This is a genomic window from Burkholderia dolosa (assembly GCF_902499135.1).
Taxonomy (GTDB): Bacteria; Pseudomonadota; Gammaproteobacteria; order Burkholderiales; family Burkholderiaceae; genus Burkholderia; species Burkholderia dolosa.
This window is the reverse complement of record NZ_CABVPR010000042.1, coordinates 47,303-53,911: the sequence shown is the minus strand read 5'-3', so window position 1 is coordinate 53,911 and position 6,609 is coordinate 47,303. Positions and strand designations below refer to the sequence as shown.

General features: G+C 69.5%; 6 protein-coding genes. 5 read left to right on the top strand and 1 reads right to left on the bottom strand.

Features of this window, described 5'->3' with window-relative positions; all coding sequences use genetic code 11:
* The 5 genes from BUB20358_RS18925 to BUB20358_RS18905 all read left to right on the top strand — a co-directional run.
* Positions 1 to 489: glycosyltransferase family 9 protein (locus BUB20358_RS18925; RefSeq protein WP_254593970.1), on the top strand; the 489-nt coding region annotated here is incomplete at its 5' end.
* Positions 490 to 492: 3 nt separating this feature from the next.
* Positions 493 to 2,238: a carbamoyltransferase family protein gene (locus tag BUB20358_RS18920; RefSeq protein ID WP_035975953.1), complete on the top strand. Its 1,746-nt coding sequence runs from the start codon at positions 493 to 495 to the stop codon at positions 2,236 to 2,238.
* On the top strand, positions 2,235 to 3,236 hold the full coding sequence (locus BUB20358_RS18915; RefSeq protein WP_035975952.1) for a glycosyltransferase family 2 protein: 1,002 nt from the start codon (positions 2,235 to 2,237) through the stop codon (positions 3,234 to 3,236). The genes BUB20358_RS18920 and BUB20358_RS18915 overlap by 4 nt, the downstream gene beginning before the upstream one ends.
* Positions 3,233 to 4,309, top strand: a complete 1,077-nt coding sequence (locus tag BUB20358_RS18910) for a glycosyltransferase family 9 protein (RefSeq protein ID WP_006767462.1) — start codon at positions 3,233 to 3,235, stop codon at positions 4,307 to 4,309. Before BUB20358_RS18915 ends, BUB20358_RS18910 begins: the two co-directional genes overlap by 4 nt.
* Positions 4,299 to 5,249 (top strand): glycosyltransferase, encoded by a 951-nt coding sequence (locus BUB20358_RS18905; protein ID WP_006767461.1) that lies wholly within the window; start codon positions 4,299 to 4,301, stop codon positions 5,247 to 5,249. The genes BUB20358_RS18910 and BUB20358_RS18905 overlap by 11 nt, the downstream gene beginning before the upstream one ends.
* 24 nt (positions 5,250 to 5,273) lie before the next feature.
* On the opposite strand, the gene BUB20358_RS18900 is transcribed toward BUB20358_RS18905, so the two are convergent.
* Positions 5,274 to 6,347: a sigma-54 interaction domain-containing protein gene (locus tag BUB20358_RS18900; RefSeq protein ID WP_035975951.1), complete on the bottom strand. Its 1,074-nt coding sequence runs from the start codon at positions 6,345 to 6,347 to the stop codon at positions 5,274 to 5,276.
* Positions 6,348 to 6,609 lie beyond the last annotated feature (262 nt).

Genomic DNA, 6,609 nt, shown 5'->3' with positions numbered 1-6,609 from the left:
ATCGCGGTGACCGGCAGCGCGAGCGAGCGCGCGCTGGTCGACGCGGTGTGCGAACGCGCGGGCCCGCGCGCGGTGCCGCTGGCCGGCGCGCTGCCGCTCGGCGAACTCGGCGCGCTGATCGAGACGGCCGACCTGCTGCTGTCGAACAACAGCGGACCCGTGCATCTGGCCGCCGCGCTCGGCACGCCGGTGGTCGATCTGTACGCGCTGACCAATCCGCAGCACACGCCGTGGCGCGTGCCGCACCGTGCGCTGAACGTCGACGTGCCGTGCCGCAACTGCTACCGCAGCGTGTGCAACCAGCCCGGCCATCCGTGCCTGACCGGCGTGAGCGTCGACGACGTCGTCGCGGCGACGCACGCGCTGCTGCGCGGCAGCGAGCGCCATGCGCAGCGGGCGGCCGCGCGAGCCGCCGCGCACGGCGACGCTGTCGCGCTCGACGCATCATCGAACGTGATTCCCTTCGCGCACGTCATCACAAGGAGCTGACGCATGCCCGAACCGATCTATACGCTCGGCATCAATGCCGCGTTCCACGACAGTGCCGCGTGCCTCGTGCGCGACGGCGTCGTCATCGCGGCGGCCGAGGACGAACGCTTCACGCACGTGAAGCACGCGAAGCGCCCCGTGCCGTTCTCGACGTGGGAGCTGCCGTATCACGCGATCGACTACTGTCTGGCCGAAGCGGGCATCGCGCTCGCGGACGTCCATCACGTCGCGTACTCGTACGACCCGTGGCTCGAGCTCGACCGTCACGGCGACGAGCCGGTGCTGACGCTGCCGCTGTCGCCGTCCGCGCATGCGCCGCGGGCGGACGGCGCGTCGCCGTGGCATCCGCTGTTCCTGTCGTCGATCGTGAACGCGCCGCGCCAGCTCGCGGGCGGCGCGCCGCACCATCTGCAGCGGCGCTTTCGCGGCGTCACGCACGAAGGGCCGTTCCGCTGGCATTTCGTCGAGCATCATCTCGCGCACGAGGCGAGCGCGTTTCTCGCGGCGCCGTTCGAGCGCTGCGCGGTGATGACGATGGACGGGCGCGGCGAGCGCGCGACGACCAGCTACGGCGTGTTCGACGGCCGCGACTACCGGCGCATCGGCCAGGTGAACCTGCCGCATTCGCTCGGGCTGCTGTACGAGCGCGTCACGCAGTATCTCGGCTTCCTGCATTCGTCGGACGAGTACAAGGTGATGGCGCTCGCGTCGTACGGCAAGCCGGTGTATGCCGACCAGATGCGCAAGCTCGTCCGCTATCGCGGCGAAGGGCGCTACGAGGTCGTCAACGAGGATCTGGTCGCGCTGTTCGGTCCCGCGCGCGAGCGTGGCGGGTCGATCGAGCCGCATCACTGCGACATCGCGCACGCGCTGCAGCTCGTGCTCGAGGAGACGGCGCTGCAGGCGGTCGACTGGCTCGCCGCCGAGACCGGCGAGAAGAATCTCGCGATGGCGGGCGGCGTCGCGCTGAACTGCGTGATGAATGCGCGGATCCGCGATCGCGGTCCGTTCGACGACGTGTGGGTGCAGCCGGCCGCCGGCGACGCGGGCACCGCGCTCGGCGCCGCGCTGTGGACCGATTTCCGGATGCGCGGCGCGCGCGGCGACTGGCGGATGGACCACGCGTATCTCGGCCCGTCGTATAGCGACGACGCGATCGAGGCGTTCCTCAAGGAAGCGCAGCTGCCGTACCGGCGGCTCGACAACGTCGCCGCGCAGACGGCCGCGCTGCTCGCCGCCGACCGCGTGATCGGCTGGTTCCAGGGGCGCATGGAGTTCGGTCCGCGTGCGCTCGGCGCACGTTCGATCCTCGCGTCGCCGATCGATCCGGACATGCAGCGCAAGCTGAACCGGATCAAGGATCGCGAGGACTTCCGGCCGGTCGCGCCGGTCGTGCTCGAGAGCAAGTCGCATCACTGGTTCACGGGCGGCCGGCGCCGGCCGCTGCGCGCGCCGTTCATGCTGTTCGTGTACGACGTCGCGCCGGGCGCCGACGAGACCATCCCCGCGGTGCGCCACATCGACGGCACCGCGCGCGTGCAGACCGTCGACGAAAGCCAGCATCCGCTGCTGCATGCGCTGCTGACGGAGTTCGATGCGCTGACCGGCGTGCCGGTGCTCGTCAACACGTCGTTCAATACGCGCGGCGAGCCGATCGTCTGCACGCCGCGCGACGCGATCGAGTGCTTCTGGACGTCGCCGCTCGACGCGCTCGTGATCGGTTCGTTCCTGCTGGAGAAGCAGCGATGAACATGCGCGACACGCAGCTGCCGCCGACCGTGTCGGTCGTCGTGCCGACCTTCCGCCGGCCCGACCTGCTCGAACGCTGTCTCGACGCACTGTGCGCGCAGGTGCTCGATCCGACGACGTACGAGATCGTCGTCGTCGACGACGATCCGGCCGGCAGCGCGCGGCCGGTGGTGGACGCGTGCCGCGCGCGCGTGAGCGACGTGCCGGCGATCCGCTACATGACCGCGCCCGATACGCAGGGGCCGGCCGGCGCGCGCAACGTCGGCTGGCGCAGCGCGCGCGGCGCGCTGATCGCGTTCACCGACGACGATACGATTCCCGACCCGACGTGGCTCAAGCACGGCGCGGCCGCGCTGCTCGCCGAGCCGTCGGCGGCGGCCGCGGCCGGGCGCATCGACGTGCCGCTGCGCCCGCGCCCGACCGACTACGAGCGCGACGCGGCCGGTCTCGCGCACGCGGAGTTCGCGACCGCGAACTGCTTCGTGCGGCGCGCGGCGCTCGAGCGGGTCGGCGGCTTCGACGAACGCTTCACGCGCGCGTGGCGCGAGGACGCGGACCTGATGTTCGCGCTGCGCGAGCATGCGGGGCCGATCGTCGAAGTCGACAATGCGCGGATCGTGCATCCGGTGCGTCCCGCGCGCTGGGGCGCGAGCATCGGCCAGCAGTCGAAGGTGTATTTCGACGCGCTGCTGTACAAGAAGCACCCGACCACGTATCGCCGCCATATCCGCCCGGTGCCGCCGTGGAACTACTACGCGGCCGTGCTCGCCGCGCTGGCGGCGATCGTGTGCTTCGCCGCGCGCTGGCCGGGGGCCGGCATCGTCTGTGCGCTCGCGTGGGCGGCGATCACGGCCGCGTTCTGCGTGAAGCGGCTGCGCGGCACGCAGCTCACGCCGTCGCACATCGCCGAGATGATCGTCACGTCGATCGCGATTCCGCCGGTGTCGCTGTACTGGCGCCTGCGCGGCGCGCTCCATTTCCGCGTGTTCTTCCTATGAAGCCCGAATCCGATTTCTCGTCCGGCCCGCCGCGCATCGCGGTGTTCCGTGCGCTGCAGCTCGGCGACATGCTCTGTGCGGTGCCCGCGCTGCGCGCGCTGCGACGCGGCGAGCCCGATGCGCGCATCACGCTGATCGGCCTGCCGTGGGCGCGCGAGTTCGCGTCGCGCTTCTCGGAGTACATCGACAACTTCATCGCGTTTCCCGGCGCGCCCGGTCTCGCCGAGCAGCCGGAGCCGGACGCGGCCGCGCGCGAGGCGTTCATCGCCGAGTGTCGCGCGCGCGACTTCGATCTCGCGATCCAGCTGCACGGCAGCGGCGTGCAGACGAACGCGATCGTCGCGTCGCTCGGCGCCGCGCGCGTCGCGGGCTTCGTGCCGGACGACGGCGGGACGACCGCGCTCGACTGCGCGCTGCCGTGGCGCGACAGCGAACCGGAGGTGTCGCGCTGCCTCGCGCTGATGCGCAAGCTCGGCTATCCGGACTGGGGCGACTACCTCGAATTCCCGCTCGGCGGGCTCGACTACGCGCTATGGCACGTGCTGCGCGACGAGCATGCGCTCGTGCCGGGCCGCTACGTGATCGTGCATCCCGGTGCGCGGATGGCGTCGCGGCGCTGGCCGATCGAGCGCTTTGCCGACGCGGCGCGGCAGCTCGCCGACGAAGGCTGGCAGATCGTGCTGACCGGCACGCGCGCGGAGCTGTCGCTGGCCGCCGCGTTCGCCGAGCAGCTCGGCCGGCCGTGCGTGAACCTGTGCGGCCGCACGCCGCTCGGCGCGCTCGCCGCGCTGATCGGCCGCGCACGGCTGCTGCTGTGCAACGACACGGGCGTGTCGCATGTCGCGGCGGCGCTCGGCACGCCGAGCGTCGTCATCGCGTGCGGCAGCGATACGGCCCGCTGGGCGCCGCTCGACGGCGAACGCCATCGCGTACTCGCGAGCTACCCGGCCTGCCGGCCGTGCATGTTCGATACGTGTCCGTACGGACACGAGTGCGCGACGGCGATCGGCGTCGACGACGTGATCGATCGGGCGGGCGAACTGCTCGCGGAGGAGAGACGTCATGTCACGTAAGCGGTTGCGCGTGCTCACCTGGCACGTGCATGGCAACTATCTGTATTACCTGTCGCAGGCGCCGCACGATTTCTACATCGTGACGAAGCCGCAGCATCCACCCGGCTATGCGGGCCGCGTCGGGCATCTGCCGTGGGGCGACAACGTGCACGAGGTGCCGGCGGAATGCGTGCGCGATACCGCGTTCGATTGCGTGCTGTATCAGCATCACACTCACTACCAGCACGATCGAATGCATCTGCTCAGCGACGCGCAGCGCACGCTGCCGACGCTGTTCGTCGAACACGATCCGCCACGCGAGCATCCGACCGACACGCTGCATCCGGTGCAGGATCCGAACGTGCTGCTCGTGCACGTGACGCCGTTCAACGCGCTGATGTGGGATAACGGCGTCACGCCGACGCGCGTGATCGAACACGGCGTGCTGATGCCGGAGCCGGTCGAGTATCGCGGCACGCTGCCGAAGGGCGTGACGGTCGTGAACAACCTCGCGCGCCGCGGCCGGCGGCTCGGCGCCGATCTGTTCGAGAACGTGCGGCAGCACGTGCCGCTCGATCTCGTCGGGATGGGCTCGACCGAGCTCGGCGGAATCGGCGAGGTGCCGAATCCGGCGCTGCCGCAGTTCCTGTCGCACTACCGGTTCTTTTTCAATCCGATCCGCTATACGAGCCTCGGGCTCGCGGTGATCGAGGCGATGATGGTCGGGCTGCCGATCGTCGCGCTCGCGACGACCGAGATGGCGCAGGTCGTGAGGACCGGCAGCAACGGCGTTGCGGACACGCGGCCGGCGGTGCTGATCGATGCGATGCGCATGCTGATCCGCGATGCGGATCTCGCGCGCGAGTGGGGCGCGGCCGCGCGCCGCGATGCGTGCGAACGGTTCGGCATCGAGCGCTTCGTGCGCGACTGGGACGGCGCGCTGCGCGACGTCGTCGGGTGACGGCGCCGCGCGCGGCGGCGACGGTTACGGGTTCGCGGTCGGTACGCTCGTCGGGCTCGCTCCGTTCGCCGCAGTCGCGGCGCTCGCCGCGCTCGACGCACCGGATGCGTTCGCACCGCCCGGCGTACCGATCGCGTTGATCGCGTTGCGCTCGTGCTCGGGCAGCAGCGCGAGCCGGTTGTACAGCGTCTTCAGGCTGATGCCGAGCGCTTTCGCGGTGCGCGGCTTGTCGCCGTTGAAATGCCGCAGCGACGCGACGATGAAGCGTTGCTGCGTATGCGCGAGCGTGCTGCCGATGTGCAGCGTCATCGCGTTGTGACGCACTTCCTCGCGCGGCGGCTGCCGGCGCGGCAGCTGCAGCTCGATCTGCTCGTCGGCGAGGATGAACGCGCGCTCGAGCGCGTTGCGCAGTTCGCGCACGTTGCCGGGCCACGTATACGCGCGCAGCGCCTTCATCGCCTGCATCGACAGGCGCTTTCGCGTGCGGTGCCGCGCGTTCAGGCGATCGACGATCTCGACCGCGATGTCGCCGACGTCGTCCTCGCGCTGCCGCAGCGCGGGCACGTGCAGCGCGACCGTCGCGATCCGGAAGAACAGGTCTTCGCGCAGGCGCCCGCTGCGCACCGCGTCGACCGGATCGTGATGCGTGGCCGCGACGATCCGCACGTCGAGCGGAATCGCTTCGTGACCGCCGACGCGCACGATCGTGTTCGTCTCGAGCGTGCGCAGCAGCTTCACCTGCAATTCGGCCGGCATTTCGGCGATTTCGTCGAGAAACAGCGTGCCGCCGCGCGCGGCTTCGAACATGCCGACGTGCTGCGCGACCGCGCCGGTGAAGCTGCCTTTCTCATGACCGAACAAATGCGACTCCGCGAGGTCCTTCGGAATCGCGCCGCAATTGACCGGCACGAACGGACCGCGGCGCCGCGGGCTCATGTCGTGCAGCAGCCGCGCGACGATGTCCTTGCCCGCGCCGCTTTCACCGACGATCAGCACGCTCACGCGGGTCGTCGCCACGCGCGACACTTTCAACAGCAGGTCCTGAATCGAACGCGAGTGGCCGAACAGCCGCGCGCCTTCATCGTCGGATTTCGACATGGCGTGATATCGATTTGGGAAATTTTGACCGGATGCGCGGGCGCTGAATGAAAAAATGACGGATTAAAACCGTCGCTTTTCATGTACAAAGCATACCTGTTGCACCGTATTTCCGGCATTGAATCTGACAATGCGGCTTTCAAACACGGATAGATTTATTCGATGAGCCGCGAATGCGTAACGCGCTTCTTCTATACTTCCAAGCACCATTTGAATCGCAGGACAATTTGTCCCTCCATTCATGTGCAGCGTGACGATGCGT

Bases quoted from the DNA above. Each gene is read 5' to 3' on its own strand.
- BUB20358_RS18920 (WP_035975953.1), top strand. From the start codon at position 493: ATGCCCGAACCGATCTATACGCTCGGCATCAATGCCGCGTTCCACGAC.
- BUB20358_RS18915 (WP_035975952.1), top strand. From the start codon at position 2,235: ATGAACATGCGCGACACGCAGCTGCCGCCGACCGTGTCGGTCGTCGTG.
- BUB20358_RS18910 (WP_006767462.1), top strand. From the start codon at position 3,233: ATGAAGCCCGAATCCGATTTCTCGTCCGGCCCGCCGCGCATCGCGGTG.
- BUB20358_RS18905 (WP_006767461.1), top strand. From the start codon at position 4,299: ATGTCACGTAAGCGGTTGCGCGTGCTCACCTGGCACGTGCATGGCAAC.
- BUB20358_RS18900 (WP_035975951.1), bottom strand. From the start codon at position 6,347: ATGTCGAAATCCGACGATGAAGGCGCGCGGCTGTTCGGCCACTCGCGT.